Here is a 26,008-nt window from a genome sequence, read left to right on the forward strand (position 1 = left end):
GTCGAAGCTCACACCCGCTCATGCCCTGGTCCGGGCCCCAGCCCCGGCCGCGCCGTCAGCCGCCGATGGCGGACATCGGGCGGTCGGGCCGGACGAACTCCGCGCTGCCGACGGCGTGTCCGGGCCCCTTGCCCGCCACCGCGGCCCGCCAGGCCGCCTCGATCGCCGCGTCGTCCGCCCCGCCGCGCAGCAGCGCCCGCAGGTCCGACTCCTCCGTCGCGAACAGACAGGCGCGCAGCTGCCCGTCCGCCGTCAGCCGCACCCGGTCGCAGCCGCCGCAGAACGGCCGGGTGACGGAGGCGATCACGCCGACGACCGCGTCCGTACCGGCGATCCGCCACTCCTCCGCCGGGGCGTTGCCGGACCGGCCGACGGGGACGAGGTCGAACCGCTCCCCCAGCGCCGCCAGGACCTCCGCCGCCGTCACCATCGCCGAACGGTCCCACGCCCCTTGCGCGTCCAGCGGCATGGACTCGATGAACCGCATCCGGTACCCGTGCCCGACGGCGAACTCCACCAGCTCCACGATCTCGTCGTCGTTGACCCCGCGCACCGGTACCGCGTTCACCTTCACCGGCCCCAGCCCGGCCGCCCTCGCCGCCGCCAGCCCCGCGAGCACGTCACCGATGCGGTCCCGGCGGGTGATCGCGGCGAAGCGCTCCGGACGCAGCGTGTCCAGGCTGACGTTCACCCGCCCCAGCCCCGCCGCCGCCAGCCCGGCCGCCGCGCGCGCCAGCCCGATCCCGTTCGTGGTCAACGACACCTCGGCCCCCAGCGGGGCGATCCGCCCGACCAGCCCCGCCAACCCCCGCCGCAGCAACGGCTCCCCGCCCGTCAGCCGGACCGACCGCACCCCCAGCCGCTCCACCGCGATCCGCACCAGCCGGACCACCTCGTCGTCCCCCAGCAGCCCGGCGCGCCCCAGCCAGGGCAGCCCCTCCGCCGGCATGCAGTAGGTGCAGCGCAGGTTGCAGCGGTCGGTCAGCGAGACCCGCAGATCGGTGTGGACCCGGCCGAAGCGGTCCACCAGCGGGGGCGGGGCGGGGTCGCGGGCCTCGGTGTCGTGCGGTCGCGTGTCGTACGGAGGCGCGGTGCGCGGGGCGGGGCTGTGCGGGGCGGGGTTGTGCGGGGCGGGGTTGTACGGGGCGGTGTTCATCGGCCCAGTACAGGCGGGCCGGGCCCGCCCCGGCCAGCGGCCGAACCGCCGGGGCGCGGCCACCGCGCACCGCCTCCGCTTGTGGCTTCCCACAATGCGCGCCCCGGCCCCGACCGGGCAGGCTGGCCCCATGCAGACAGCGCCGACACCCGCCGGACCGGGCCCGGTCGCCGCCCTGGTCCTCGCCGCCGGCGGCGGGCGGCGCCTCGGCGGGCGGCCCAAGGCGCTGCTCCGGTACCGGGGCCGGCCGCTGGTGGAGCACGCGGTGGCGGTGGTCCGGGCCGGCGGCTGCACGGAGGTCACGGTCGTGCTGGGCGCGGCGGGCGAACGGGTCCGGGCCACCGCGCACCTGCCGGGCTGCCGACTGGTCGGCAACCCGGACTGGGCGCAGGGCATGGGCTCCTCGCTGCGGGCCGGCCTGGCCGCGCTGCCGCCGCAGGCCTCGGCGGCACTGGTGATGCTGGTGGACACCCCCGGCGTCACCCCGGCCGCGGTGGCCCGGCTGCTGGCCGCCCACCGGGCGGGCGCCGAACTGGCCGCCGCGGCCTACGAGGGGCGGCGCGGACACCCGGTGCTGATCGGCGCCCGGCACTTCGCCGAGGCGGCGGCGGGCGCCTGCGGCGACGCCGGGGCCCGCGCCCTGCTGGCGGCGCACGCGGCGGAGCTCGTCCTGGTCGAGTGCGCCGACGTCGCCGCCCCGGACGACCTCGACACCCCCGCCGACCTGGCCCGCTGGTCCGCCGGCTGAACGTCCCGGTCCGCCCCGCCGGGCATCCCCCTCCGGAAGGATTCCTTCCCTACCCGAGCAGGCAGGATCCCCTGATCCGTCCCTGAGGATTGCCCCATTCCGCGCCCTGCGCCGGACATTTCGGGGAGCATGGGAGACGTCCCACCCACCCGACACCGACGGACGGAGCCCGCGATGGCCGGACTGCCCGACGACTTCACCGGACACGACCCCGCTCGGACGGGGCCCGGCGGTGGCGCCCGGGCGATCCGCTGCCCCGCCTGCCGCCGCGAGCACCTCTACGAACCGCCCTCCCTCCCCTGTCCGTGCGGGGCCTCGCTCAAGGTGCCGCTGCTGCGCGGCGGAGTGCCGGTGCAGGTGCGCTTCCGGTCCTGGGAGGACTCCTGGCTGAGCATGCGCTGCCCGCACTGCGGCCGCTCCGACCAGTGGCCGCAGCCCGAGTTCACCTGCAACTGCGGCGCCACCGTCCGGCTGCCGGTGGACCGCGCCACCCGCCTGGGCACCGGCACCGCCGCCCCGCTCGCCGCCCCCGGCCCGCAGGCCGCCCGCCCGCTCCCGGCCCACCCGGCGAACGCCCCCGCCCCGGCCCCGCCCGCACCGTCCCCGACCGGCCGCTCCCGCCCGTTCCGCCACCGCGCGCCGTTCCGCCCGCACCCGGTGCGCACCTCGCAGGACGCGGTGTTCACCGCCGCCCGCTACCTGGAGTGGCTCGGCTTCGACGACCTGGAGCTCACCGAGTCCCAGGAGCGCGACGGGGTCACCCTGCTGGGCGGCCGGATGGTCGCCCAGGTGGACACCTGGACCGAGCCCGCCGACGTGAAGTCGGTCGAGTGCCTCTGGCTCCAGACCCTGCACGCCGAGGAGATGGCCGCCGCGATGTTCACCCTCGCGGGCTATTCGCACCAGGCCACCGTGCGCGGCGAACAGCTGCTGGTGGCCCTGTTCAGCCTGGACCTGGCGGGCGTGCCGCAGCCCGCGAACGGCGCCGCCGAGGCCCTGATGGAGACCGGCTGGACCTCCTGACCCACCGGGCGGCCCCGCCGGGCCGCCCCACCGGCCCCCTCCGGGCCCCTTTCCCTCGCGCACCCCTAGATCATTTCTCTTCCAAAAGCAACAACCTTCGCTCGTGATCTGGTGCACAAGCTCACCCCCGTGTTGAATTGCCGCCACAGCGCGGGCCTTTCGCCCTGTCGTCGCCATGCGTGCGGGTCGTGGCGACAGGGCCTCAGGGGCAGGTCCGTGCCCATGCCGGATGGCGCACACAAGGAGGTGGCGTTGTCGGAGCACGGATGGGACCCGAGCAACCCGGAGGGGCGGGGGCGGGCGGCAGCGGAGGAGCCGGGTGACACCGTGTGGCGGCTGAGGTCCCGGGGGTGCTGGCAGGAGGCCGCCGAACTATTGCGACCGACCGCCGAGCACGACCCGGACGCGGCCCTGGGGCGGGCCGAACTCCTCATCGAGCAATGCCTGTTCACCGCCGCGAACTGGACCCAGGCGGAACAGGCGCTGCGCCTGGCGGAGGCCCTGGCCTCCGGCACCGAGCAGCGCGCGGCCGCCGCCTGCGCCCGCGGCTTCCTCGCGTACGTGGCGAGCGTCCTCGGCCCGCGCGACCGGCTGGACGAGGCACAGGCGGCGCTCGGCCGCACCTCGGCCCTGCTGCCGCCGGACGCCCCGGGCCGCCCGCTGCTGGACTTCCGGCGCGGACTGGTCGCCGAGAACCTGCTGCGCGACCGCAGCGCCGCCTGGATCGCCTACCGGCGGGCGCACGAGGGCGCCGGCGAACGCGGGGACGAACTGCTGCGCTCGTACACCTGGCGGCACCTGGCCGCGCTGGCGCTCTCGCGCGGGGAGCGCGGGAACGCCCGGGAGGGCTTCGACGCCTCCCTGCGGCTGCGCGAGCAACTCGGCTTCACGGTGGGGGTGGCGCCGGCGCTCGCGGCGCTCGCCGAGGTGTCCGAGCCGCCCGAGGCCGCGCGGCTGCGGGCCGAGGCGACCCGGCTGGTGGACGCCCTGGGCGGCGTGCCGGTCTGGCTCGCGCGCCAGCTGAACGCCCTCCGCACAACCGGTGCTCCCCCGGACGGGCGCATCACCAGCGAGACCGGGGGGACGATCAGCTAAGGTGAGGCTAACCTGGCCGGGGGGAGCAGTACCCCGGCCAGGTCGCCTTGCCGTTCCCCGGGCACCGCCATGCCCCGGTCCGGCCGCGTCCGGCGCCGCCACCACCCGGCCGGGCACCGCCGGGCGGACCATGGGCGCCCCGGTCGACCCGATGGGGCCGTCCATGACCGCGAGCAGCACCCGGCCCGGCCCCAGGCCGCGCGTCCCCCGCGCCACCGGGGCGCGCACCCCCGCCCCCACCACCCCGGGCGCCCCCTCGTACCACCGGCTGTCCGGACTCACCCCCGTCCTGACGGTGCGCTGCGCCCCGCCCCGGCGCGGCGGCGGCTGGCTGCCCGTCGCCGACCTCGCCGCCCGCCCCGAGGCGGTGCGCGAGCTGATCGCCCACGACGCCCGGCAGGGCCTCGCCCGCTACGGGCAGCCGCTGCGCCCGGACGTCGCGGCCGGCTTCGGGCTGCACCGCTTCGTCTGGCCGGTCTCGCTGCTGTTCACGCTGCCGTGGTTCCTGGAGCGGCGCGTCCCGCTGCTCGGCCTCGGGGACGTCGCGCTGCGCCGACGCCCCGACGCGGTCGAACTGACCGTCCGCCCGGCGGAGTTCGCCTGCCTTCCGGACGACCCGGCGGCCGGGTCGGGGGCGGGTTCGAAGCCCGGGACGGCCGTCGGCTCCGAGTGGGCCCGGACGGTGCCGGACGAGGCGGCGCTGGCCGCCGCCCTGCGGTCCGCGCTGGGCGCCTTCCTGGCCCCGGTGCTCACCGCCTTCGGCCCGGAGGCGCGGCGCGGGCCCCGGGTGCTGTGGGCGATGGCCACCGACGCGGTGGTGGAGGGGCTCTGCTACGCGGGCGGGCTGCTCGGGGAGCAGGAGCGGGCGCGCGCCGAACTGTCCGCGCTGCTGGCGCCCGGCGGGCCCCCCGACCCCGCGCGCACGCCCGGCGCGGGCGACCGCCTCGCTCCGGCCCCGGCCCCCTTCATCCCGGGCGCCGGATTCACGCCCCCGGCGCCCGGCGGGGGTGGCACTCCGGCCCTGGAGCGGTCCCGGGCCAGCTGCTGCCTCGTCTACACCGCCGATCCGAAGGACATGTGCGGCGGCTGTCCGCGCGTCACGCGGCGTTGACGAAAACCTGTCCGATATCAGGTCCGAAAAGCCCGCGATTCCGGGAAAAGCCCGCTTCAAATTCGCATGACAATGCGATGGTAACCGGGTCAGAAATCCCTCTCCTCAGCGCATTGACGGCGAATCGGCCATTTCCTCGCCGCGCGTCCGCCATGATGGTCCCCGCCGTCACGACGCAGAAAAGCGACGCAGGAAAGCGAGGCTGGTTTCGGCGATGAAATTGTCCGACATACCGCTCGGATGGGCGATCACCGTGGTCGTGGGGCTGCTGGTCAGCGCACTCCTGGTGGCCCTGCTCCGCAGCCGGGGGTCCGCCTCCTCCACCGCCGGCACGGATTCCTGGGAGCGCTCCGAGGAACGGCGCCGCCGCAAGGAATCCCTGTACGGCGGCGCCTCCTACACCCTGTTGTTCTGCTGCGCGGGCGTCGCGGCCGCCCTCTCCTTCCACGGCCTGGTCGGCTTCGGCGTGCAGAACCTCGGCCTGTCCGGCGGCTGGGAGTACCTCGTCCCGTTCGGCCTGGACGGCGCCGCCATGTTCTGCTCGGTGCTCGCCGTCCGCGAGGCCAGCCACGGCGACGCCGCGCTCGGCTCCCGGCTGCTGGTCTGGCTCTTCGCCGGCGCCTCGGCCTGGTTCAACTGGGTGCACGCCCCGCGCGGCCTGACCCACGCCGGCGCCCCGCAGTTCTTCTCCGGCATGTCCCTCTCCGCGGCGATCCTGTTCGACCGGGCGCTCAAGCAGACCCGCCGGGCCGCGCTGCGCGAGCAGGGCCTGGTGCCGCGCCCGCTGCCGCAGATCCGCATCGTCCGCTGGCTGCGCGCCCCGCGCGAGACCTACGCGGCCTGGTCGCTGATGCTGCTGGAGAACGTCCGCAGCCTTGACGAGGCGGTCGAGGAGGTGCGCGACGACAAGCGGGAGCGCGCCGACGAGAAGCAGCGCCGCAAGCTGGCCGGGCGCCGGGAACGGGCCGAGATCCGGGCGATCAACCGCTCCCACAGCGCCTGGCGGCGCGGTGGTGGCACGGCGCGGCGGCTGGGGTCCGGCGCGGAGCCCGCGACGGCCGCTGCGGCGGACCGCCCCGGGGTGGAACGCGTCTCGACGAAGCGGGTGTCGGCTGAACGGGTGTCGACGGAGCGGGTGTCGGCGGAGCGCGTCGGGGCCGAGCGTCCCGAGGTGGAGCGCCCCGCCGGTCCGCGCGAGGTGGAACCGGCCGAGGGCACGGTCGTCCAGCCGGGCCTGCCGGCCCGTCCGGAGCGGCGCACCATCGACCTCACCCTGGAGGAGGACACCGTCACGCTGCCCCGGCTGGACGAGATGGAACGCAAACTGAAGGACCTGGAGCAGCAGTTCGGCTGACCGCTCCCCCGTCGGCGCCCCGGGAGCCCAGGCCCCGGGCCGGCGCTCAGGCCGCCGACGTCCCGCTGAGCTCGAACCACATCCGCTTGCCGGAGCCGCGCGGCTCCACGCCCCAGGAGTCCGCGAGTGCCTCGACCAGCATCAGACCCCGCCCGGAGGAGGCCTGCTCCCCCGGCGTCCGGCGGGTCGGCCAGAGGTCCGACTCGTCCTCCACCTCGACCCGCAGCCGGGCCCGGCCACCGTCCGCCTCCGGCTCCCGGTAGAGCCGGGCGGTGAACATGGCGTCCCGGTCGGTGTGCCGGATGGCGTTGGTGACCAGCTCGGAGGAGAGCAGCTCGGCGGTGTCGATGAACTCGGCCACGCCCCAGCGGCGCAGCGCGTCGCGCAGCTCGGCCCGGACCTCGGCGACCCGCGCCAGGTCGGCCTGGCCGATCCGGCGGCGCAGCTGCTGGGCGGCCAGCCCGCCGGCCGGGCCGTCCCAGCGCAGGAGCAGCAGCGCTATGTCGTCCTCGCGCTCGCTGGAGTCGGCGGCCTGGGAGGCGATCCGCTCGGCCAGCTCCTCCAGCGGGTCGCGGGCGGCCTGCCCGGCGTCCGGCAGCGGGCGGGCGAGCGCCCGGGCGAGCCGGGCGATGCCCTCGTCCAGGTCCATGCCGCGCGCCTCGACCAGGCCGTCGGTGCAGAGCAGCACGGTCTCGCCCGGGTCCAGGCTGAACCGGGTGACCCGGTACTCCTGGTCCGGGTCGATGCCCAGCGGCAGCCCGCCGGCCACCGGCACCACGGCGGCGGTGCCGTCCGCGCGGCGCACCAGCGGGTCGAGGTGACCGGCCCGGACGGCGTAGACCACGCCGTAGTCCACGTTGACCTCGGCGTAGGTGCAGGTCGCGAAGTGGTCGGTGTCCAGGTCGGCGAGGAAGCGGGAGGCGCGGGCCATCACGGCGGCGGGCGGGTGGCCCTCGGCCGCGTAGGCGCGCAGCGCGATCCGCAGCTGGCCCATGATCCCGGCGGCGTGCACGTCGTGGCCCTGGACGTCGCCGATCACCAGGCCGACGTGTCCGCCGGGCAGCGGCACCACGTCGTACCAGTCGCCGCCGATCTGGAGGCCGGAGCCGGCCGCGATGTAGCGCACGGCGGTGGTCACGCCCGGGACGGACGGGACGGTGCGCGGCAGCATCACCCGCTGGAGGCCGGCCGCGAGCTCGTGCTCGGCGTCGTGCAGCCGGGCCCGGGCCAGCGACTGGGCGACCAGCCCGCCCAGGGTGGTCAGCAGGGTGCGCTCGTCGGCGTCCAGCTCGCGCTCGTCGTCGAAGCTGACCACGCAGACGCCGATCGCCCGGCCGCTGGCCACCAGCGGCAGGTACGCCCAGGAGCCCCGGCCGGTGCGGCTGGTCTGCTCCCACACCTCGGGGTAGCCGTCGCGGAAGTCCTCGCGGGTCGAGACGAAGACCGGCGCGCGGTGGCGCAGCGCCTCGGCGGCCGGGTGGCCGGGCGGCAGCACGGTGCGGTCCCAGACCGCCAGCGAGTCGGAGCGGTAGCCGGAGGCGCCGAGGATCTGCGCCCGTCCGGCCTCGAAGGAGGCCAGTACCAGGCCGTCCGGCGGCAGTCCGGGCAGCGGCAGTTCGGTGAACACCCGGGCCACGTCACGCACGGTGACGGCTTCGGAGAGGGCGCGCGCCGCCTCCTTGATGAACCGGGAGCGCTCCTCGCGCAGCAGGGCCATCCGGTCGGCGTGGTCCCGCTTGTGCAGCTCGACGGTGGCGTCCCAGACGAAGCCGACCATCCGGGAGGCCCGGCCGAAGGCGTCGGCGAGCACCCGGCCGCGGAAGCGCACCGCGCGCATGCCGCCGTTCGCCCCGACCGTCCGGTAGTAGGCGCCGCACTGGCCCAGCTCGGACACCGCGCGCTCGACCCGGCGGCGCACCACGGGCGCGTCCTCGGGGTGCAGCATGGCCAGGAAGGAGGCGGCCGTACGGTCGAAGCGGCTCTGCCCCAGGGCGTCCAGGCCGACGATCGCACAGGCCCGCTGGTCGCCCTCCAGGACGTCGCGGCGGATGTCCCAGTCGAAGGAGCCGATGCCATTGGCCGCCATCGCGGGCTCCAGCCAGTCCGGCATGGTGTCCGCGGAGGACGGCGGCAGGCCGCCCGACAGCACGGGCGCCAGCCGGGCGGCGGCGAGGCTCGGGGACGGGCGCACCGCGGAGCCGCGGCGCGAGGACTGGGCGGGCGGCCGGGCCCGGCCCGTCCCGGTGGTGGTGGGGCCGGCGGCGGGCTGCCCGGAGGTGCGCGGCTCCGGGGCGCCCGGCTGCTCGGCGACACGCGGCTCGACGGCTCTCGGCCGGGCGGTGCGCGGCTCCACGGTCCTCGGCTCTACGGCTCGCGGCGCCACCGTCCGCGGCTCGACGACGGGCGCCGCGCCGGGAGGAAGCGCCGGCCCCGGCGACTCGGGCTCAGTGGGCATGCTGCTCCTGCCGCTGCCGTGGCGGACCGCGCCGACCGTCCGGACGGGCCGCGTGGCGTTGTGATGGGTCGTGCTGGATAGGACGGTGCGACGGACGGTCGCCAGTCGAGGTTCGGTCTCCCCGCTGCTTCCCGCACGTGGACACACATTCCCACCATCCTGGCCAATGTTCGGCCGAGCGGCAATGCCAACGGGCCGGAAATCTTCCGTTCCGCCTTCTGTTCTGGGCTTCCTTCGACAGCGAATCAATCGACGGCGAACAATCGTACGTCCTGCCGCCGCCCCGGAACACACAGCCCGGAACGCACGGCCCGGAGCACGCCGCCCGGAGGCGGACTCAGGGCATGGCGAGCTCGAACCAGGTGACCTTGCCGTCGCCGCGCAGCTGCACGCCCCAGGAGTCCGCGAGCGCCTCCACCAGCAGCAGGCCGCGCCCCGAGGTCGCGTACTCGCCCTCCGGATCGCGCCGCCGCCCGGGCAGTCTGCTGGTGCCGTCCTGCACCTCGATGCGCAGCCGGTGGTCCGAGCCGAGCTCCGCGTCGAACACCGCGCCCTTGCCCGTGTGCAGCAGCGCGTTGGTGACCAGCTCGGAGGAGAGCAGCTCGGCGGTGTCGGACAGCTCCGGCACCCCCCAGTGGCTCAGCGCCGAGCGCAACCGCCGCCGCACCGCGCCCACCCCGACGAGATCCGCCGGATCGAGCGTGAGGTGCAGTCTCCGGTGCACGGCACACCCCGGTGCCGGCGCACCCGGCAGGGTCGTCCCGGTGCCGGCGACCGGCGCCTGGACCGGCCCGGACCGGTAGGCGTCGCCGGAACTCGTCCGCTGCCGCGGGAATCGCGACTGACCGTCCATCAACACATGCCCCCGCCCTGAAATCCGGGCCCCCGCCTCCGGATCCCCCGCCGGCCGGGTGGCCCCCTCGTTCTGACCACTCATCCTCATGCCCAGTTGACGGCGTTTGCAACAGTGTGCGTCCGATCACGTGGGGTGAAAGGGGCACGGGGTGGTTCGCGTGATCCAACTGCCCGCGCCGGACAGGTTTGCGAAGCGCAGAGGCTGTTTTCGAAGAAGCCCCCACCCGATCCCGCGCACACCCGGCGCCCGTACCGACCGTGCGCCCGACCACGCGCCCCCCGCCCCGCTCCCGCCGCGCGCCGGGGTCCGGGCACCGGCCCACCCGGTCCTCTTCGCCCCCGTCCCCCGCTCCCGCCCGCTCACCCCCGTCCCCCGCCCGGCGGGCCGAACGCCCGCGGAGCGGCAACGCTGGACAGGGCGGCCCGCTGCGGGTTCAATGACCCCGAGATGTTTGAACGCCGTTCTAACATCGACCCCGACAGCCCCGAGGCCCCGAGCAGACCCCCGTCCCCGGCGACCGCGAGCGAGGAACCGTGCGACTGACCCCCACCGAGCGGGACCGGCTGCTGATCTTCACGGCAGCCGAACTGGCCCGCGCCCGCCGCGCCCGGGGCGTGCGCCTCAACATCCCCGAGGCCACCGCCCTGATCGCGGACACCGTCTGCGAGGCCGCCCGCGACGGCCGCCGCCTGGCCGAGGCCATCGAGGCCGGCCGCTCCGTGCTCACCGCCGACGAGGTGCTGCCCGGCGTACCGGACGTGGTCACCGTCGTCCAGGTCGAGGCGGTCTTCGAGGACGGCACCCGCCTCGCCGTCGTCACCGACCCGTTCAAGGGCGCCGGCTCGCTCGGCGACGACGCCCCCGGCGGCGCGCTGATCGGCGACGGCGCCGGCTACGACCCGGTCGAGGAGACGCTGCTGCTCCCCGTGCACAACACCTCCGGGGTGCCGATCTCGGTCACCTCGCACTTCCACTTCTTCGAGGCCAACCCCCGGCTGGCCTTCGACCGGGCCGCCGCCTACGGCACCCACCTGGCCGTGCCGGCCGGCTCCTCGGTGCGCTTCGACCCGGGCGCCACCGTCGAGGTCGGCCTGGTGCCGATCGGCGGCGAGCGGGTCGCGATCGGCTTCGCGGGGCTCGTGGACGGGCCGCTGGACGCGCCCGGCGCGAAGGAGGCCGCCCTGGCGAAGGCCCGCGCGACCGGCTACCTGACCGGCTTCGACGACGCGGAGGTGCCCTCGTGAGCGCGATCACCCCGCACGACTACATCGCCGTGCACGGCCCGCGCGCCGGGGACCGGGTCCGGCTCGGCGACAGCGGACTGATCGTCCGGGTCGAGTCCGACTCCCAGGCGCCCGGCGACGAGTTCCTGGCCGGCTTCGGCAAGACCGCCCGGGACGGCCTGCACCTCAAGCCCGCCGCCGTCCGCGACACCTGCGACGTGGTGATCAGCAACGTCCTGGTGATCGACGCGGTCCAGGGCGTCCGCAAAACCTCGATCGGCCTGATCGGCGGCCGGATCGCCTCGATCGGGCGGGCCGGCAACCCCGACACCCTCGACGGCGTCGACGTGGTCGTCGGCACCGGCACCACGATCGTCTCCGGCGAGGGCCTGATCGCCACCGCCGGCGCCGTCGACACCCACGTCCACCTGCTCTCGCCGCGGATCATGGAGGCCTCGCTGGCCTCCGGCGTCACCACCATCATCGGCCAGGAGTTCGGCCCGGTCTGGGGCGTCGGCGTCAACTCGCCCTGGGCGCTGCGGCACGCCTTCAACTCCTTCGACGCCTGGCCCGTCAACATCGGCTTCCTGGGCCGCGGTTCGTCCTCCGACGAGGCCCCGCTGATCGAGGCGCTGGCCGAGGGCGGCGCGTCCGGCTTCAAGGTGCACGAGGACATGGGCGCGCACACCCGCGCCCTGGACACCGCGCTGCGGGTCGCCGAGGAGTACGACGTCCAGGTCGCCCTGCACACCGACGGGTTGAACGAGTGCCTCTCCGTCGAGGACACCCTCAAGGTGCTCGACGGCCGGACCATCCACGCCTTCCACATCGAGGGCTGCGGCGGCGGACACGTCCCCAACGTCCTCAAGATGGCGGGCGTGCCGAACGTCATCGGCTCCTCCACCAACCCGACGCTGCCGTTCGGGCGGGACGCGCTCGGCGAGCACTACGACATGATCGTCTCCGCCCACGACCTCAAGCCCGACCTGCCCGGCGACGCCGCGATGGCCCGCGACCGCATCCGGGCCGGCACCATGGGCGCCGAGGACGTGCTGCACGACCTCGGAGTCATCGGCATCACCTCCTCCGACGCCCAGGGCATGGGCCGGGCCGGCGAGACCGTGCGCCGCACCTTCGCCATGGCCGGGAAGATGAAGGCCGAACTCGGCCCGCTCGACGGCGCCGGCTCGTACGGGACGACGGAGAGCGGCGACGACAACGAGCGCGTGCTGCGCTACATCGCCAAGCTCACCATCAACCCGGCCATCGCCCACGGCCTCTCCCACGAGGTCGGCTCCATCGAGATCGGCAAGCTCGCCGACATCGTGCTGTGGCGCCCCGACCACTTCGGCGCCAAGCCGCAACTGGTCCTCAAGGCCGGCTTCCCCGCCTACGGCGTGGTCGGCGACCCCAACGCCTCCACCGACCGCTGCGAACCGCTCGTCCTGGGACCGCAGTTCGGCGCCCACGGCGCGACCGCCGCCGACATCTCGGTGGCCTTCGTCGCCCAGGCCGCCGCCGACGGCGCCTACCTCGACCAGGCCGCCGACGGGCTGCCCACCCGCCGCCGCCGGGTCGGCGTGCGGAACACCCGCGGCATCGGACCGCGCGACATGGTGCGCAACGCCCGCATCGGCCACGTCGAGGTCACGGAGACCGGCCTGGTCTCCCTGGACGGCTCGCCGCTGCGCTCCGAGCCCGCCGACAGCGTCTCCCTCAGCCGCCTCTACTTCCTCTGACCGCTTAGGACTTCACGATGACCACAGCCACGCCCGCCTCCCTCGGCTACCGGATGCCCGCCGAGTGGCACCCGCACGACCGCACCTGGATGGCCTTCCCCACCACCAACCCCACCTTCGACGGCCCCGAGCAGCTGCACGCCGCCCGCCAGGCCTGGGCCGCCGTCGCCGACACCATCGTCCGGTACGAGCCGGTGACGCTGATCGTCAACACCGGCGAGACCGAGCAGGCGCGCACGTACGTCTCCGAGAAGGTCGAGATCGTCGAGCGCCCGCTGAACGACGCGTGGATGCGCGACATCGGCCCCTCCTTCCTGATCGACGGCAAGGGCTCGCTGGCCGCCACCGACTGGATCTTCAACGGCTGGGGCGCCCAGTCCTGGGCCCGCTGGGACAAGGACCAGCACATCGCCGAGCACATCAGCGAACTGACGGACGTCCGGCGCTTCGCCTCCCGGCTGATCAACGAGGGCGGCGGCATCCACGTCGACGGCGAGGGCACGGTGCTCGTCACCGAGACCGTCCAGCTCGGCGAGGGCCGCAACGCGACCTGGACCAAGGAGGAGGTCGAGGCCGAGCTGCACGCCTTCCTCGGCACCACCAAGGCGATCTGGCTGCCGCGCGGACTCACCCGCGACTACGACGAGTTCGGCACCCGCGGGCACATCGACATCGTCGCCTCCTTCGTGCGCCCCGGCGTCGTGGTCGCCCACGTCCAGCCCGACCCCTCGCACCCGGACCACGAGGTCTGCCGCGAACTGGTCGCCGTGCTGCGCGCCTCCACCGACGCCCAGGGCCGGCCGCTGGAGGTCCTCGAACTGCCCGCCCCCACCGTCCTGCTGGACGAGGACGGCGAGCCGGTCGACTACTCCTACATCAACCACTACGTGGCCAACGGCGCCGTCGTCCTGTGCGCCTTCGACGACCCGCGCGACCAGGAGGCCGCCGCGATCCTCGCCGAGGCCTACCCGGGCCGCACCGTCGAACTCGTCGACGCCCGCGAGATCTTCGCCAACGGCGGCGGCATCCACTGCATCACCCAGCAGCAGCCGAAGGCGCTCTGACGCCCCGCCCGGGCGGGGGCCGTACGCCCCCGCCCGGGCCGCCTTCCCGCGTTCCGCGCCGCCTTCCCGCGCTCAGGCCCACCGAGGAGAACCCCACATGGCCGACCCCCGCCCGCGCCGGCCGGCCCGCCCCCGCGAGGAGGTCTTCGCCACCGCCCGGGCCGCGATCGCCGAACACGGGCTCGCCAAGCTCACCATGGCCGGGCTCGGCAAACAGCTCCAGATGAGCGCCGGACACCTGCTCTACTACTTCGGCAGCAAGGACCAGCTGCTGCTGGAGACCCTCCGCTGGAGCGAGGACCAGCTCGGCGCCCGCCGCCGCGAGGCCCTCGCCGACCACACCCTCGACGCCTGGCAGCGCCTCGACGCCTACCTGCGCCTCTACCTGCCGGAGGGCGCGGGCGACCCGCGCTGGATCCTCTGGGTCGAGGTGTGGGGCCGCTCCCCCGCGAGCGCCGAGATCCGCCAGGGCCAGCAGGAGATCGAGGCCCCCTGGCAGGCCGACCTGGTCGCCCTCATCGAGGAGGGCACCGCCACCGGCCGCTTCACCCCCGGCCCCGCCGCCGACCGCGCGGCCCAGATCCGCGCCCTGCTCGACGGCCTCGCCGTCCCCGTCGCCATCGGCCTCCCCGACGCCCACCGCGACACCGCCCTCACCCAGGCCACCGCCGTCACCGGCATCCTCCTGCGCACCTGAGCGGCCCCGCGGCCTGACCGGCTCCGGTTCCGGCCCCGGATCCGGGTCCGGCTTCGGCTTTGGCTTCGGCTCAACCACCGGGTGGAGAACGGCGGGTGGAGAACCGGCCGCCGACCTCCACCCCCGCTCCGAAGCCGGGGCCGCCGAGCCGACCTACCGTCAGAGCATGACCGCGATCCTGCGCCGCACGGCCGCGACCGGTGGCCTGCTGCTCTCCCTCCTGCTCCTGCCCGCGGCCGTCGCCCCGCCGACGGCCGACGCCGACGCCGCGCCCACCGCCCTCCGTTGGGGGCCCTGCCCGGCCCCGACCCCCAACGCCAACGGCACGCCCTTTCCCCGCGACCCGCGCCAGCGGTGCACGACGCTGCGCGTCCCCCGCGACTACCGCCACCCCGGCGCCGGGACCCTCACGCTCACCGTCTCCCGGATCCGCACCGCCGACCCGGCCCACCGCCGCGGCGACCTCGTGGTGGTCCCCGGCGGACCGGGCGGCTCCGGCCTCGACTACCCCGGGGAGGCCACCGCCTTCCTGCCGCCCGACGTCCTGCGCTCCTACGACCTGATCGGCTTCGACGAGCGCGGCGTCGGCAACAGCACCCCCGTGCACTGCGACCTGCCCGCCGAGGAGCGCGCCGCCGAACTCAACTACCCCTTCCCCGCCCCCGACGGCTCGATCACCGCCAACCTCGACCTGGCCCGGCGGATCGCCGACGCCTGCGCCGCCGCGAGCGGCCCGTACCTCGCCGACATCACCACCGCCGACTCCGCCCGGGACCTCGACCGGATCCGGGCCGCCCTCGGCGTCCACCGGATCTCCTACCTGGGCTCCTCCTACGCCACCTACCTCGGCCAGGTCTACGCGAGCCTCTTCCCCACCCGTGCCGAGCACCTGGTGCTGGACAGCACGGTCGCCCCCGGCGGGGAGCAGCAGGCGATCGGCCTGTTCAGCGAGGGCACCGAGGAGGCCTTCCCGGCCCTCGCCCGGTACCTCGCCGCCCGCGACGACACCCTCCACCTGGGCGCCACCCCCGAAGCCGTACGGGCCGCCTACCTGCGGCTCGCCGAGGAGCTCGACCGCGCGCCGTTCGGCCTGCCCGACGGCCGGACCCTCACCGGCAACACCCTTCGGGCCGTCGTCTACGCCTCGCTCACCAAACCTCGCTACTACCCGCTGGCCGCCACGGTGCTGCGGATGGCCGCCACCCGCACCGCCCCGCCGCCGGGAGGCTCCCCCGGCAGCGGCCTCCCGTCGGTCATCCCGGACAACTTCGTCGCCGCCCAGTCCGCGGTGATCTGCGGCGACTCCGCCTGGCCCCGCGACCCCGCCGTCTACGCCGCCCGCACCGCGGCCGACCGGCAGCGCTACCCGCTCACCGCCGGCATGTCCGGCAACGTCTGGCCCTGCGCGTTCTGGCACTACCGCCCCGAGGAACCGCCGGTGCGCCCGAACCCGGACGGGCCGCGGAACATCCTGATGCTCCAGAACCGCTACGACGCCTCGACGCCGTACTCCGGGGCCCGTCAGGTCCGGTCGGCCTTCGGCCACCGGGCGGCGATGGTCACGGTGGACGCCACCGGGCACGGCGTCGACTTCACCGACCCCCGGATCCGCGACCCGCTCACCGCCTTCCTCCTCGACGGCCGGCTGCCGGCCTGACCGGCCCGGGACCGCACCCCGCCGCTCCGCATCCCGCCGCCGCCCTCCCCGGTCACTCGGTCCAGACGGCGGCGGCGGTGCGGTCGTCGGCGTAGCCCTTGGCGCGGACCTGGACCTGGCGGAGGAAGTCGACGGTGCCCGGGGGGTGCGGGTGGGTCCAGTGGGTGGAGAGGAAGTGGGCGACGGCCGGCTCGTCGGCGATGGGGCGGGCGAGACCGGGGGTGCAGAGCAGGAGGATGTCGCCCGGCGTCACGGGGACGAGCCGGAAGCGGAACGGGCGCGGACCGGGCACCGGGGCCTCGGGGACCGGCGGCTGGCCGTCCGGGTGGTGCAGCAGGCGGGCCGCGTAGGCGTCGATCCAGTGGCCGGAGCGCAGCAGGTAGAGCCCGCCCGGGCCGACGCCGAAGGCCGCCCGGTAGCCGGCCTCCGGGTCCAGCGACACCAGCAGGCAGTGCAGCAGCGCCGGGGACGGCGCGTCCTCCTCCTCCCGGGGCACCAGGGCGCGCAGCGGGGCGGCGGCACCGGTGGCCAGGCGCTGGAGACCGTAGCGGAGCCGGTCGCGGGCGCCGGCGCGCAGGTCGGCGGCCAGCCCGGCCCGGCTGCGCCCGATCGCGGCCGCGAGCTGGTGGCACGCCTCCCCGGTGGCGGCCGCGACCGCCTCGGCGGTGAGCGCCTCCTCCTCGGCGCCGCCCGTACGGTCGAAGCCGCCGAGGACGGCGAGCAGCAGGCCGTCGGGGCCCTCGCCGAACCGGGTGACCAGCAGGGCGTCGCGGCGCGGCTCGCCCCGGTAGCGCGCGGAGTCACCCCGGACGGAGGCGGCGCGCAGCACGGACGGCCCGTACTGGGCGCCGTCCAGCACGGTGTCCGGTACGAGCGCGCGCAGTGCGCCCGGGTCCGCCTCGGGTACGGCCGTCGGCTCGGGTCCGTAGGTCGGCGGGCGTTCGCCGACGTGCGGGACGGCGGCGCCGCCGTCGGCAAGCGGTGCGCGGATGGCCAGGCGGGGATCGGGGACGGGCGCGGGGGCTTCCGGCTCCTCCGCCGTCTCCGGCTCGGCCGGCGCCTCGGCAGCGGGCTCGGGCTCAGGCTCCGGCTCGGGCTCCGGCTCGGGGGCGGGCGGCGGGGTGGGCTTCTCCAGCGAGACCGGGTCCGGGACCGGTACGGCCTCCGGCTCAGGTACCGGCTCGGGCTCAGGTACCGGCTCCGGCTGTACCTCCGGCTCCGGCGCGGGCTCCGGCGCGTCCTCGGCGAAGGCGGGGGCCGGGACGTGGTGGGTCTCGGAGGAGGTCCGCTGTCGCCCGATCCCCTCCGCCCCGCCGATCACGCCGACCGCGGTGTCGAACCAGTCGTCGATGCTGTCCCGGTTGTCCGCGCCCTCCGAACCGTCAGGCTCCGCGGGAGCCCCGACCTCGACCTCAGGCTCAGCCGCCGCAACCGCCACCTCCGGCTCCGGATCCGGCCGCACCTCCGGCTCCGCCGACCGCTGCTGCCCGATGAGCCCGACCGCCGTGTCGAACCAGTCGTCCACGCTGCCGTCCCCCGGGTCGGCGTGCGGGGTGTCCGGGAGGGTGCCCGCCGGACCGTCGTAGACGGCGTCCCACCAGCCGTCGTCCGGCCGGTGCGGCTGTGCCGGTGCACCCTGCTTGCTCATCTGGCGGCTCCTGGTCGTTCCGTGGTCGCGCCGCCCCCGGGCGGGCCGGGCTGACGACATTGTTCTCCACCCGCGAGGACCCTGTCCGGGTTTCGGCGACAACCGGTCACCCACCGGAAAGTCCCGGCCACCGCGCTCACCTGCCGGTTCGCGAGCCCGGTCCCGGGCGCGTCATCCGTTCGTCCGCTTCCGTTCCGTCCGTGCTTGCCGGATGTGTCCGGAGCAGGGTGTTTCCTGGTCATCCGGGCGTACGGGCCGCCGAAAATGGGGGCCGGTGGGGGGCATCGCATCACTCGTTCGGCTGATTAAATGTGCGCATGACCGCGTCGGCCCCCAGTTCGCCCCGACCGGGGAGGGCCGCATCCGCGGGCCGCCCGGCAGGTGGGCTGTTGGTCCTGCTGCTCGTCGCGCTGCTGACGCTGCTGCCGTGCGCGGGCCAGGCGAAGGCGGTGGACGGCTCCGGCCATCCGACGGCGGCCGCGGCCCCGGCCGGCTCCGTCACGGTGGTCAGCGTGGTCAGCGTCCAGGTCGCCACCGGGCACGCCTCCTACACCGGCCGTGCCGCGAAGGTCGCCAAGTCCGCGAACCCCTCGGACCACCACCGGACGGCCGAGGAGCAGGGGCACTGGATCCTCTGCACCGCCGACGGCCAGCCGCCGCGCAACAACGGCTGCTCCAGCCACCCGTACTGCCCGCAGGACGCCCAGCTGCCGAACCCGCCGCCGCAGCCGCAGCCCGCCGTGTCACCGCTGACCCCGACCGCGCCCGACGCGCAGCCCCGGGTGGTGCCCGCCGGCCTGCTGGACGGCGCGCACCCGGTTCCCGACCTGCACGAACTCCAGGTCCACCGGTCCTGAGCGGAACCCACCGCCGGCGCAGCCGCCGACGGATCCGTCCCTCCTCTCACTCCACCTGACCGCCGCCACCGACCGGTGCGGCGGGGACAAGGACGACCACCATGGGTTCCTCCTCCAAGCAGTCCAACAAGCCCGGCGGCAAGCAGGACGGCCTCGACCGCCGTGCCCGGATCGCCGAGCTGCGCGCCGCCGAGCAGCGCCGCGACCGCCGCAACAAGATCGTCGCCTCGGTGGTGGCCGGTGTGCTGGTGGTCGGTGCGATCGCCACCGGCACCTGGGTCGTCATGGACCAGAACCAGAAGAAGAAGGACAAGCAGGCCGCCGCCAACGCGGACATCCCGGGCGTGAAGACCTTCGGCGAGCTGAGCCGCACCCACGTCAAGGACAAGGTCACCTACCCGATGACCCCGCCGGTCGGCGGCGACCACAACGCCATCTGGGCGGACTGCATGGCCCACGTCTACGACCAGCCGCTCGAGAACGAGCGCGCCGTCCACTCGCTGGAGCACGGCGCGGTCTGGGTGACGTACAACGGCAAGGCCACCCCGGACGACATCAAGACCCTCTCCGACAAGGTCAAGAAGACCCCGTACTCGATGATGAGCCCGTACCCGGACGAGCAGGGCACCATCACCCTGAACGCCTGGAGCACCCAGCTGACCGTGGACAGCGCCAGCGACCCGCGGGTGGAGGAGTTCTTCACCAAGTACGTCCAGGGCAAGCAGACCCAGGAGCCGGGCGCCTCCTGCACCATGGGGCAGATGTGACCGCCGACGCGGACCGCCCGGATCGCCCGGACGACCTGGACGGTACGGAGGACGGCGCGGCCCCGCGCCGCCGTCGCCTGTGGTGGCCGGCCGCGCTGGCCGCCGCCGTGGCGCTGGCGCTCGGGGTGCCGGCCCTGGTGGCGAGCGGGACCTCGGCGTCCGGCTCCTCCACGCTGTCCGTCCCGGCGGACGACTCCCCCGAGGCCGGGTTCGCCCGCGACATGGCGACCCACCACCAGCAGGCGGTGGACCTGTCGTTCGTCGTCCGGGACCGCACCGCCGACGAGCCGACCCGCACCCTTGCCTTCGACATCATCAACACCCAGGCCAACCAGCGCGGGATGATGATGGGCTGGCTGGACCAGTGGGGGCTGTCCCAGCACTCGACCGCCACGCCGATGGCGTGGATGAAGATGGGCCACGACTACCAGGCCCACGACGGTTCGCTGATGCCCGGCATGGCCACCAACACCCAGATCGCGAAGCTGCGCACGCTCAGCGGGCGGGACGCCGAGGTGTTCTACCTCCAGCTGATGATCGAGCACCACAAGGGCGGCGTCGAGATGGCCCAGGGCTATGTCGACAAGGCCCGGAACGACACCGAGAAGCGGCTGGCGCAGTCGATGGTGGTCGCCCAGACCTCCGAGCTCCAGCTGATGACCGACATGCTCAAGGAGCGCGGCGCCGAACCCGGCGTGCCCGCCTCCTGAGCGGTCGCCCCGCTCGGCCTGTCCGGTCTCTTCCACCTGTTCCGCCTGTTCCGCCTGTTCCGCGTTCCGCGCGTTCCCCGGACGGCCGGGGCGCCGGCGGGGACGGTCCCGTACCGTCCCGGCCGCGCCCCGGCCGTCCGCCGTTCTTCCCCGCCCCCTTCAGAACCCCCTTCGGAGCACCCCCGCATGACCCCCGACGCCCCCTGGCTGATCGCCGGACTCGGCAACCCCGGCCCCTGGTTCCGGCTCACCCGCCACAACGCGGGCTTCCTCGCCGTGGACCGGCTCGCCGAACGGCACGGCGCCCGCTTCCGCCGGAGCGGGCTCGCCGGCCTGACCGCCGAGATCGGCATCGACGGCCACCGGGTGCTGCTGGCCAAGCCGCTGTGGTGGTCCATCAACCTGTCCGGACGCCCGGTGGCCGCGCTGCTGCGCCGCCACGGCGTCCCGGTCGAACGGCTGGTGGTCGTGCAGGACGACCTGGACTTCCCCTTCGGCTCCGCCCGCCTCAAGCGCGGCGGCGGCCCCGGCGGCCACAACGGCGTGCGCTCGGTGGGCGAGGTGCTCGGCACCCGGGACTTCGTCCGGCTGCGCTTCGGCATCGGCCGCCCCCCGAAGGGCCGGAGCGTCGGGGACTTCGTGCTGAAGAAGTTCTCGGAGGAGGAACTGGCCGCCATGCCCGGCGAGTTGGACCGCTGCGCGGACGCCCTGGAGACCCTGGTCCGGCGCGGCCTCAACCGCGCCCAGGACACCCTGAACGCCCGTACGGACGCCTAGGGTCCGGTCCTTCGGGTGCGGACGGGCCGGGTGAGCAGCGCGGCGGCGGCCGCGACGGCGGCGAGGGCGAGCAGCACCGTCCGCCCACCGGACGCGGCGCCCGCCAGGTGGACACCGAGGACGGACAGCGCCATGCCGAGCGCCGTACCGAGGCTGCGGGCCATGTTGACCATGCCGCCGCCGACCGCCGAGCACTGGGCCGGGATCGCCCGCATCACCAGGGCGTTGTTGGCGGGCAGCAGCAGGCCCAGCCCGTAACCGGCGACCAGCAGCGGGAACGCCACCGCGTCCGAGGCCGGCAGCAGGGCGAACAGCAGCAGTCCGACGGCCGTGAGCAGCGCGCCGAAGCGGCACCTGGTCACGTCCGACCAGCCCCGGGGCAGCCACCCGCCGCCGACCGTCGCGGCGAAGGCGAACGCGGCGGGCAGCAGGGTGACCACCAGGCCCGCGTGGGCCGTCGACACGCCCGCGCCGGTGAGCAGCACCGGGCCCAGCACCAGCGGGCAGAACAGCAGCAGGTAGCCGATCAGCGCCACCACCAGGCCGGAGCGCACGCCCGGGGTGTTGACCAGCCCGGGCGCCAGGATCGGCCGGGCGGCCCGCCGCTCCTGGCGCACCAGCGCCAGGGCCAGGACGGCGGAGGCGAGCAGCAGAGCGGCCACCGCCCAGCCGGGCAGGGGCAGTCCGGAGGCGGTGGACAGGGCGAGCAGCAGCGTGGTGGTCGCCCCGGTGAGCAGCAGCAGGCCGGGCAGGTCGAAGCGGGCGGCCTCGCGGGGGGCGGTCCGGTGGGTGGCTGTCCGGTGGGTGCCGGTCCGGCCCTCGCGGGGGCCCGGTACGGCGGCCGGGGCATCGGTCGGGGCACCGGCCGTCCGGGTGCGGGGCAGCAGGTACCAGCCGGCCAGGATGCCGAACACCGCGATCGGCACGTTGACCCAGAAAACCCAGCGCCACGAGGCGTGTTCGACCAGCATCCCGCCGAGGATGGGCCCGAGCGCCAGGCCGAGGCCCTGGGCGGAGGCCTGGATGCCGAGCGCGCGCCGCATCGCGTGCCCGGGGACGCCGCGCGCGACCAGGGCGACGCTGTTGGCCTGCATCATCGCGGCCCCGACCGCCTGGACGGCGCGGAGGCCGACCAGGACCCAGAGGCCGCCGGCGAATCCGGCGCCCAGCGAGGAGAGGCCGAAGACCGCGAAGCCGCCGATGTACATCGTCTTGCGGCCGACCAGGTCGGAGAGCCAGCCGATCGGGGCGAGCAGGGCGACCAGGACCAGCAGGTAGGCCAGGGCGACCCACTCGACGGCGGCGAAGCCCGCGCCGAAGTGGCGGCCGAGGGCGGGGAAGACCAGGGCGATGACGCTGGCGTCGAGCTGGCCGAGGAAGGCTCCGAGACAGACCGTGCCGACGGCGAGCCAGTGGGCGTGGCGCCAGCCGGCTATGCCACGCGGCCGGGGCCGCTCGGTGAGCAGCCTCGTGGCAAGGGCAGTGGCATTCATGACACGAATATATCGGATACAGATATGTTCTTTCTACGAGCAGCTCGCTCTGCGACAGGAGACGTCCCACGGTACGGACGGTGCCGGAGGGACCCCCGCCGCGAGGCCCGCAACAGAGCCGCAACACAGTGCGGCCCCGAGGCCCGAACCGGCCGCCGAACCGCCCCGTACCAGGCGATACGCTGTCCGCCATGCCGTCGTCACCACACGTTCCCGACCCCGCCACCGGAAGTCCCGACCCGGCGGTCGAGCACGCCCGGCGGCTGACCGACACCGTCACCCGGCTGCGCCGCGCGCTGCGCAGCAGCATCCGCACCGACTACCCGTGGGAGTCCCTGCCGATGGCGCAGGTCGAACTCCTCCAGACCCTGGCCGCCGCACCGCTGCGGGTCGGCGAACTGGCCGCGCGACAGCGGCTCGCGCCCAACACCGTCAGCGGACTGGTCGGCAAGCTGCTCGACGCCGGCTTCGTCGACCGCCAGGCCGACCCCGGCGACCGCCGCACCGCCCGGATCGCCCTCACCCCGGCCGGGCGCCGACAGCTGGACGACTGGCAGCACGCCCACGAACGCCGGATCGCCGCCGCGCTCGGCACCCTCGACCCGGCCGACCGCACGGCGGTCGTCGACGCGCTGCCCGCGCTGGAACAGCTCGCCCGCGCCCTCGCCCAGCCGGGCACCGGGCCCGAGCAGGGGCCCGCCGCCGGCTAGGAAGCCACCGACGGGAAACCGGCCTGCGGGAAACCGCCCTGCGGGAAGCCGGCCGGCCGGAAATCACTGGTCGCCGGGGCCCGTCCGGCGCTACCGTCCCCGGCATGACCACCGCGGACGTACGCATCGAGCCCTGGACGGACGACGACCTCGCACTGCTGCGCCGGGTCAACACACCGGAGATGAAGAAGCACGTCGGCGGGCCGGAGAGCGAGGAGCGGCTGCTCGTACGGCACCGGCGCTACCTGGACTTCGTCCCGTCCGGGCTCGGCTGCATGTACCGGATCGTGCTGCTGCCCGAGGGCGAGGCGGTCGGAACGGTCGGCTACGGCACCCGGACCTGGGAGGGCCGGACCGTCCACGAGATGGGGTGGAACGTGCTGCCCGGCTTCCAGAGCCGGGGCATCGCGGTTGCCGCCACCCGCGCGGCGGTCGCGGCCGCCCGCCGCGAGGCCGCGCACCCCCACCTCCACGCCTTCCCCTCGGTGGACAACCCCGCCTCCAACGCGGTCTGCGCGAAGGCGGGGTTCACACTGCTCGGCGAGACGGACTTCGAGTTCCCGCCCGGGCGGTTCATGCGGAGCAACAACTGGCGGGTGGACCTTCGGAGTTGATCGCTCGCGGTCGGCGTTCGAGGTTGCCGTGGGCCTCGGCGGTCAGAACAGGGTGCCGCCCTCCAGGTCCAGCAGCCAGCGCTTGCGGTCCACGCCGGCGGCGAAGCCGGTGAGCGCGCCGCCGGCGCCGAGCACCCGGTGGCAGGGCCGGACGATCAGCAGCGGGTTGGCGCCCACCGCGCCGCCGACCGCGCGGACCATGCGCGGCTCCTGCCCGGCCAGCTCGGCGAGTTCGCCGTAGGTGACGGTGGTGCCGTACGGGATCTCGTCCAGCGCGGCCCAGATCCTGCGGCGGAACTCGGTGCCCTCGGGCGCGAGCGGGAGGTCGAAGCCGGTGCGCTTGCCGGCGAAGTAGTCGGTCAGCTGGGCGACCGGCTCGGCGAGCGCCTCGGGGTCGCGCACCCAGTCGTCGGCGGGCTCGGCCAGCGCGTACTTCTGGCCGGGCACGGTGACGGTGGCCAGCGCGGCCGGTCCGCCGTCCTCCGGCAGCACCCCGCTGAGCAGCAGCCGGCCGAAGGGGCTCTCCATGGTGGTGTAGACGGTGGTGCTCATGCTCGTCCGATCTCCGTTCCGGTGCTGGTGCTACTGGTGTCGCTGGTACTGATGCTGGTGCTCATGTCGGTATCGGTCCCGGTGCCTGCGGGGCCGGTGGTCGCGGGGCCGGCCCACAGCCGGTGGACGGCGTAGGAGCGCCACGGGGCCCAGGACTCGGCGGCGCGGGCGGCGGACTTCGGATCCCCGGCGGCGCCGAGGCGGAGCAGGCCGTGCTTGACGCCCACGTCGCTCGGGAGGAAGACATCGGGGTCGGCCAGGGCCCGCATCCGCAGGTAGCCGACCGTCCAGGGGCCGATGCCGGGCAGGTCCAGCAGGCCGGCCGCGGCCTCCTCGCGGTCGACCCCGCTGTCGAGCCGGACCGTGCCCTCGGCCAGCGCGCCGCACAGGCCGATGAGCGCGCGACGGCGGGCGGCGGGCATCGCGAAGTCCTCCGGATCGGCGGCGGCCAGGGCCGCCGCGGTCGGGAAGAGCAGGCGCAGACCGCCGCTGGGCTCGGGCAGCGCGGTGCCGTACTTCTCCGCGAGCCGTCCCGCCAGGGTACGGGCGGCGACGACGGTGATCTGCTGGCCGAGGACGGCGCGGACGGCGAGCTCGTGCGGGTCCACGTGACCGGGCGAGCGCAGCCCGGGGCGCTCGCGGACCAGCGGGCCGAGCAACGGGTCGGCGCCGAGCTGCTCGTCGACCGCGAGCGGGTCGGCGTCCAGGTCGAAGAGGATGCGCAGGCGCTGGACGGCGGTCGGCAGGTCGCGCAGGTCGGCGAGGAGCAGGCGGCAGTCCAGCCAGCCCCGGGTGGGCGGCTCGCCCGGCGCCAGGCCCTCGACCTCGGCGATGCCGTGGCCGTACGGGAGCGCGAGGGTGCGACGGTACACGCGCACGCCGGGGCGCGCGCCGGGGACGACCTCCTCCACGCCGGGGACGGCGCGCAGGGCGAGGAAGTCGATCAGGTGCTCGCTGTCCAGCGCACCGCGGTAGGCCAGGCGCAGGGTGAGACCGCCGGCCGGAGTCGCGATGCGGCGACCGGCGGCGACCTCGGCGCGCAGGCCGCTGGGGGTGCGGTCGTAGACCTCGCGCACGGTGTCGTTGAACTGGCGGACGGAGGCGAAGCCGGCCGCGAACGCGATGTCGGTGACGGGCAGTTCGGTGGTCTGGAGGAGCAGGCGGGCGGTCTGCGCGCGACGGGCGCGGGCCAGCGCGATCGGGCCGGCGCCCAGCTCGGCGGTCAGCTGGCGCTGCAGCTGGCGGGAGCTGTAGCCGAGGCGGTCGGCCAGGCCAGCGACGCCCTCGCGGTCCACCACACCGTCGCCGATCAGGCGCATCGCCCGGCCGACCAGGTCGGCGCGCTGGTTCCACTCGGGCGAGCCCGGCACGGAGTCGGGGCGGCAGCGGCGGCAGGCGCGGAAGCCCGCCCCCTGGGCGGCCGCGGCGCTGGGGTAGAAGACGCAGTTGACCCGCTTGGGGGTCACGGCGGGGCAGCTCGGACGGCAGTAGATGCCGGTGGAGGTGACCGCCGTGAAGAAGACCCCGTCGAAGCGGGAGTCGCGGCTGTCCACGGCTCGGTACCGGATGTCGTCGTCGATCACGTTGTCCAGTTTGCGGCACTGGGCGGGGGGTGACTGGCGGGAATCGGACATCACCGTTGATCGTCGCCGTTCCCTGCTTCGGGGGGCCCTCCCCCTCCCCCCGCCCCCACCCTCCCCAC

The 26,008-nt window shown here is 75.3% G+C and carries 23 protein-coding genes; 16 read left to right on the forward strand and 7 right to left on the reverse strand.

Annotated elements, in window-relative coordinates; genetic code table 11:
- Positions 1 to 55 precede the first annotated feature (55 nt).
- Positions 56 to 1,156: a GTP 3',8-cyclase MoaA gene (gene moaA / locus ACFCY1_RS07610; protein WP_375873903.1), complete on the reverse strand. Its 1,101-nt coding sequence runs from the start codon at positions 1,154 to 1,156 to the stop codon at positions 56 to 58.
- 130 nt (positions 1,157 to 1,286) lie between these two features.
- Here moaA and ACFCY1_RS07615 point away from each other — a divergent pair, with 130 nt between their 5' ends.
- The 5 genes from ACFCY1_RS07615 (at position 1,287) to ACFCY1_RS07635 (ending at position 6,487) form a co-directional block, all read left to right on the forward strand.
- A complete protein-coding gene (locus tag ACFCY1_RS07615; RefSeq protein ID WP_375873904.1) occupies positions 1,287 to 1,904 on the forward strand; it encodes an NTP transferase domain-containing protein in 618 nt (205 codons plus the stop codon).
- Positions 1,905 to 2,078: 174 nt separating this feature from the next.
- Entirely contained in the window at positions 2,079 to 2,927 is an 849-nt protein-coding gene (locus tag ACFCY1_RS07620) for a hypothetical protein (protein WP_241852729.1), read from the forward strand.
- 222 nt (positions 2,928 to 3,149) lie between these two features.
- Positions 3,150 to 4,022, forward strand: coding sequence for a hypothetical protein (locus ACFCY1_RS07625; RefSeq protein WP_049660965.1), 873 nt, complete (start codon positions 3,150 to 3,152; stop codon positions 4,020 to 4,022).
- A 163-nt stretch (positions 4,023 to 4,185) separates the two neighbouring features.
- A complete protein-coding gene (locus tag ACFCY1_RS07630) occupies positions 4,186 to 5,133 on the forward strand; it encodes a (2Fe-2S)-binding protein (RefSeq protein WP_375873905.1) in 948 nt (315 codons plus the stop codon).
- A gap of 214 nt (positions 5,134 to 5,347) precedes the next feature.
- Positions 5,348 to 6,487, forward strand: coding sequence for a DUF2637 domain-containing protein (locus ACFCY1_RS07635; protein WP_375873906.1), 1,140 nt, complete (start codon positions 5,348 to 5,350; stop codon positions 6,485 to 6,487).
- A 46-nt stretch (positions 6,488 to 6,533) separates the two neighbouring features.
- On the opposite strand, the gene ACFCY1_RS07640 is transcribed toward ACFCY1_RS07635, so the two are convergent.
- Positions 6,534 to 8,942 (reverse strand): SpoIIE family protein phosphatase, encoded by a 2,409-nt coding sequence (locus tag ACFCY1_RS07640; RefSeq protein ID WP_079271782.1) that lies wholly within the window; start codon positions 8,940 to 8,942, stop codon positions 6,534 to 6,536.
- Positions 8,943 to 9,279: 337 nt separating this feature from the next.
- Complete coding sequence (locus ACFCY1_RS07645; RefSeq protein WP_049658213.1) at positions 9,280 to 9,666, reverse strand: ATP-binding protein; 387 nt, start codon at positions 9,664 to 9,666, stop codon at positions 9,280 to 9,282.
- Between the two features lie 665 nt (positions 9,667 to 10,331).
- On the opposite strand from ACFCY1_RS07645, the gene ACFCY1_RS07650 reads away from it, so the two are divergent.
- From ACFCY1_RS07650 to ACFCY1_RS07670, 5 genes are all read left to right on the forward strand, one after another.
- Positions 10,332 to 11,042, forward strand: coding sequence for an urease subunit gamma (locus ACFCY1_RS07650; protein WP_049658208.1), 711 nt, complete (start codon positions 10,332 to 10,334; stop codon positions 11,040 to 11,042).
- Entirely contained in the window at positions 11,039 to 12,760 is a 1,722-nt protein-coding gene (locus ACFCY1_RS07655; protein ID WP_375873907.1) for an urease subunit alpha, read from the forward strand. Before ACFCY1_RS07650 ends, ACFCY1_RS07655 begins: the two co-directional genes overlap by 4 nt.
- A gap of 17 nt (positions 12,761 to 12,777) precedes the next feature.
- Entirely contained in the window at positions 12,778 to 13,824 is a 1,047-nt protein-coding gene (locus tag ACFCY1_RS07660; RefSeq protein WP_117487341.1) for an agmatine/peptidylarginine deiminase, read from the forward strand.
- Positions 13,825 to 13,921: 97 nt separating this feature from the next.
- A complete protein-coding gene (locus tag ACFCY1_RS07665; protein ID WP_375873908.1) occupies positions 13,922 to 14,521 on the forward strand; it encodes a TetR/AcrR family transcriptional regulator in 600 nt (199 codons plus the stop codon).
- A gap of 166 nt (positions 14,522 to 14,687) precedes the next feature.
- Complete coding sequence (locus tag ACFCY1_RS07670) at positions 14,688 to 16,178, forward strand: alpha/beta hydrolase (protein WP_375873909.1); 1,491 nt, start codon at positions 14,688 to 14,690, stop codon at positions 16,176 to 16,178.
- Positions 16,179 to 16,230: 52 nt separating this feature from the next.
- On the opposite strand, the gene ACFCY1_RS07675 is transcribed toward ACFCY1_RS07670, so the two are convergent.
- Entirely contained in the window at positions 16,231 to 17,826 is a 1,596-nt protein-coding gene (locus ACFCY1_RS07675) for a hypothetical protein (RefSeq protein ID WP_375873910.1), read from the reverse strand.
- A 389-nt stretch (positions 17,827 to 18,215) separates the two neighbouring features.
- Between ACFCY1_RS07675 and ACFCY1_RS07680 the strand changes: the two genes are divergently transcribed.
- The 4 genes from ACFCY1_RS07680 (at position 18,216) to pth (ending at position 20,937) form a co-directional block, all read left to right on the forward strand.
- Positions 18,216 to 18,683, forward strand: a complete 468-nt coding sequence (locus ACFCY1_RS07680) for a hypothetical protein (protein ID WP_074001015.1) — start codon at positions 18,216 to 18,218, stop codon at positions 18,681 to 18,683.
- A 101-nt stretch (positions 18,684 to 18,784) separates the two neighbouring features.
- Entirely contained in the window at positions 18,785 to 19,450 is a 666-nt protein-coding gene (locus tag ACFCY1_RS07685; protein WP_049656099.1) for a DUF3105 domain-containing protein, read from the forward strand.
- 35 nt (positions 19,451 to 19,485) lie between these two features.
- On the forward strand, positions 19,486 to 20,160 hold the full coding sequence (locus ACFCY1_RS07690; RefSeq protein ID WP_375874006.1) for a DUF305 domain-containing protein: 675 nt from the start codon (positions 19,486 to 19,488) through the stop codon (positions 20,158 to 20,160).
- 186 nt (positions 20,161 to 20,346) lie between these two features.
- Positions 20,347 to 20,937 (forward strand): aminoacyl-tRNA hydrolase, encoded by a 591-nt coding sequence (gene pth / locus ACFCY1_RS07695; protein WP_375873911.1) that lies wholly within the window; start codon positions 20,347 to 20,349, stop codon positions 20,935 to 20,937.
- Here pth and ACFCY1_RS07700 read toward each other — a convergent pair.
- Positions 20,934 to 22,430: an MFS transporter gene (locus ACFCY1_RS07700; protein ID WP_375873912.1), complete on the reverse strand. Its 1,497-nt coding sequence runs from the start codon at positions 22,428 to 22,430 to the stop codon at positions 20,934 to 20,936. The two genes, pth and ACFCY1_RS07700, sit on opposite strands and share 4 nt — an antisense overlap.
- A gap of 191 nt (positions 22,431 to 22,621) precedes the next feature.
- Between ACFCY1_RS07700 and ACFCY1_RS07705 the strand changes: the two genes are divergently transcribed.
- Together ACFCY1_RS07705 and ACFCY1_RS07710 are read left to right on the forward strand one after the other, a co-directional pair.
- Positions 22,622 to 23,140 carry a MarR family winged helix-turn-helix transcriptional regulator gene (locus tag ACFCY1_RS07705; RefSeq protein ID WP_049656105.1) on the forward strand — a complete coding sequence of 173 codons (519 nt, stop codon included), beginning with the start codon at positions 22,622 to 22,624 and terminating at the stop codon, positions 23,138 to 23,140.
- 104 nt (positions 23,141 to 23,244) lie between these two features.
- The gene (locus ACFCY1_RS07710; protein WP_375873913.1) at positions 23,245 to 23,754 is read left to right on the forward strand and encodes a GNAT family N-acetyltransferase; all 510 of its coding nucleotides are present in this window, start codon (positions 23,245 to 23,247) and stop codon (positions 23,752 to 23,754) included.
- Positions 23,755 to 23,796: 42 nt separating this feature from the next.
- Here the strand turns inward: ACFCY1_RS07710 and ACFCY1_RS07715 are convergent, their stop codons facing one another.
- Both ACFCY1_RS07715 and ACFCY1_RS07720 read right to left on the reverse strand, forming a co-directional pair.
- Positions 23,797 to 24,306 (reverse strand): methylated-DNA--[protein]-cysteine S-methyltransferase, encoded by a 510-nt coding sequence (locus tag ACFCY1_RS07715; protein ID WP_049656108.1) that lies wholly within the window; start codon positions 24,304 to 24,306, stop codon positions 23,797 to 23,799.
- Positions 24,303 to 25,940, reverse strand: coding sequence for a DNA-3-methyladenine glycosylase 2 family protein (locus ACFCY1_RS07720; protein ID WP_375873914.1), 1,638 nt, complete (start codon positions 25,938 to 25,940; stop codon positions 24,303 to 24,305). Before ACFCY1_RS07720 ends, ACFCY1_RS07715 begins: the two co-directional genes overlap by 4 nt.
- Positions 25,941 to 26,008 lie beyond the last annotated feature (68 nt).

The sequence above is a fragment of the Kitasatospora sp. NPDC056273 genome, from assembly GCF_042268845.1.
Taxonomy (GTDB): domain Bacteria; phylum Actinomycetota; class Actinomycetes; order Streptomycetales; family Streptomycetaceae; genus Kitasatospora.